Origin of the sequence: Paraburkholderia sp. J11-2 (assembly GCF_905220185.1) — a bacterium.
Taxonomy (GTDB): Bacteria; Pseudomonadota; Gammaproteobacteria; order Burkholderiales; family Burkholderiaceae; genus Paraburkholderia.
Genome location: NZ_CAJMYY010000073.1, coordinates 1 through 2,264 on the forward strand (window position 1 = coordinate 1; position 2,264 = coordinate 2,264).

General features: G+C 62.4%; 4 protein-coding genes. 1 reads left to right on the forward strand and 3 read right to left on the reverse strand.

Annotation, left to right across the window (positions count from 1 at the left end):
* Positions 1-109: SDR family oxidoreductase (locus U5A57_RS41130; protein ID WP_321918056.1), on the forward strand; the 109-nt coding region annotated here is incomplete at its 5' end.
* 48 nt (positions 110-157) lie between these two features.
* Here the strand turns inward: U5A57_RS41130 and U5A57_RS41135 are convergent.
* From U5A57_RS41135 to U5A57_RS41145, 3 genes are all read right to left on the reverse strand, one after another.
* On the reverse strand, positions 158-601 hold the full coding sequence (locus U5A57_RS41135; protein ID WP_321918053.1) for a VOC family protein: 444 nt from the start codon (positions 599-601) through the stop codon (positions 158-160).
* 61 nt (positions 602-662) lie between these two features.
* A complete protein-coding gene (locus U5A57_RS41140) occupies positions 663-1,334 on the reverse strand; it encodes a glutathione S-transferase family protein (RefSeq protein ID WP_321918054.1) in 672 nt (223 codons plus the stop codon).
* A 281-nt stretch (positions 1,335-1,615) separates the two neighbouring features.
* Positions 1,616-2,264, reverse strand: a 649-nt coding sequence (locus tag U5A57_RS41145; RefSeq protein ID WP_321918055.1) for an alpha/beta hydrolase, incomplete at its 5' end; no start/stop codon positions are given.

Consider the following 2,264-nt stretch of genomic DNA (forward strand, 5'->3'; position numbering starts at 1 on the left):
TGAACTGGCGGCATCCATCGCGTTCCTGCTGGGCGAGGACGCGGGATTCGTGACGGGGCAGACGCTTTTCGTCGACGGCGGCGCGTCGATCGGGAAGTCGATGATCTGATTGGGATGCTGGACGCGGAGGCCTCCCAGGAGGCCTCCGCGTTTGCCGCTATTCCGGTTGGCCGAGAATATGAATGAGGTTCCCTTCTGGGTCCCGGATCATCGTCGAGGAAATGGTGGGCGTGAGTTGCGCCTGCGCCCAGACAATCTCTACGCCAAGCCTGGCGAAGCCGGCAGTCACACCCGCAAGATCGCCGCTCTCCAGCACCAGCGCCTTCCAGCCCGTTTCGTCCAGGTGCTCCGGTGGCGGTGTGCGCTTCGCGGCGACCTTGGGTGTGCCAGGGCGGGAGACGAGTTCGAGCCGGAAGCCCATGCCGTCGAGCATGGCGTAGTTCGCGCCAACGGCATCGAAGTGCCCCTTCGCTGCGATGGCGAGGCCAAGTACGTCGACATACCAGGCAACCATGGCATCGAGATTCGCAACGGCGAGCGCGAAGTTGTTTAGACGTAGTGCGGGTGCAGCCGTTGGCTGCGGCGATTGTGCGGTACTCATGAGCCGGGCTCCTCGTTAGAGAGACGCATCGCGGGCAGCGCCGCGATGCGTCTGGAAAGCATTAGACGTTTTGGGGGAAGAGCGCGCGACGCGTTTCTTCGTCAAAGTCGGTCTTCAGCGTGAGCCGTTCCTTCAGTGCGAGCGCACGTGCGGCTGCGGGGCGTTTGCCGATTTCGTCTACGAGGCGTTTGACGTTGGCGTAGTCACTCAGTCCTTTTTCGGCAAGAATGTAGCCGGCGAACATGGCCCAGCCCCACAGCGCCATGTCCGCAATCGAATAGTGCTCACCTGCCAGATACCGTGTTCTGGCGAGCCGCTCGTCGAGCACGCGATAGTGACGCTCGACTTCCTTCAGGTAGCGGTTGCGCGCATAGGGCAAGGGCTCCGGGGTGTGGTGCTGGAAATGCACGGCCTGACCGGAGAACGGCGAGAGCCCCGTTGCCACGAACATGAGCCAAGAGAGCATTTCAGCGCGCGCGGCAGCATCGGCGGGAACGAACTTGCCGTGCTTCGTGGCGAGGTGCAGCAGGATGGCATGCGAATCGAAAACGGTCGCGTCCTCGTCGGTGATGGCGGGCACCTTGCCGTTCGGATTTACGTTGCGGAATGCCGGCAGATGCTGTTCGCCCTTGAACGTGTCGACGGCGATCAGATCGAACGGCAATTCCAGTTCTTCGAGCAGAAGGGCGGCCTTCATGGAATTGGGCGAAGGGTGGAAGTAAAGCTTGATCATTGGCGTTTCCTTGGTAAAGCAGGAGAGAAATTCGCTTGGAGATGAGGCAGTTCATCAAATCTGCATTGGTCGCGCGCACTACGAGGCGGACCGCGTCTCACTGACGTGATGGTGGACGCGCTGCGCGAGATTGCCGTTCGACGGGGCTGATGAAATCGTTCGACGGTATCGAACGTGTTGTTGCGAGGGGGCGGAGGGAAGTGAAGGCTACCGGCTGAAGCAGATGAGAAGCCAGCGGCACACGCAACGCGCCGCTGGTTCCCCTGCGCCAACTTACAGCTTTACGCAAAAAAGTCGATTAGCGCGCGAGCGATCGTTTTCGGATCGTTTTCAGTCGGAATATGTCCGGCCGCGGGGATACGCACGAGCGAGGAGTGCGGTATTTCGGTCACGAATCGCTCGGCGTGCTCGATCAACTGGAACGTATCGTCTTCGCCCCAAATCAGCAGCTTCGGCACGCTGGACGCGCGCAAGGCCGGAACGAGATCCATCGTGTAGTGGCTGTATGCCGCGCCCGCCAGGGCTAGCCACGAGCGTGTCACGCGGGGCTCGGTCCACGGGTCGAGATAGTCGGCAATTTCTGCCTCGGATGCGGGGCGTCCTAGCGCGGTGATCACCGACGTGCGTCTCGCCGCGAGCACATCGGCGGGCGTCGTGGCCGCGGCAATTGCGGGGTCGCGAAAGCGTGCGACCCCGGGGACCGGCCAGGAGTCGAACATGACGGCGTTCATGAGCGCGAGACGGCTCACTCCGAGCTTGCCGTCGACGAGCACCTGTTGTGCAACGCCACCGCCGATGTCGTGGCCGGCAACGCCGACTGGTCCGCTTATGCCGAGCGCCTGTGTGAAGCGAAACAGCCAATCCGCGAGCGCGGGAATGGAAGCGGTCGCAACCGTCAATTCACCGGCGGAGCGGCCGAAGCCCGGGAAG

Excerpts from the sequence above, each read along its gene's own strand:
- U5A57_RS41140 (WP_321918054.1), bottom strand. The coding sequence starts at position 1,334 with ATGATCAAGCTTTACTTCCACCCTTCGCCCAATTCCATGAAGGCCGCC.
- U5A57_RS41135 (WP_321918053.1), bottom strand. The coding sequence starts at position 601 with ATGAGTACCGCACAATCGCCGCAGCCAACGGCTGCACCCGCACTACGT.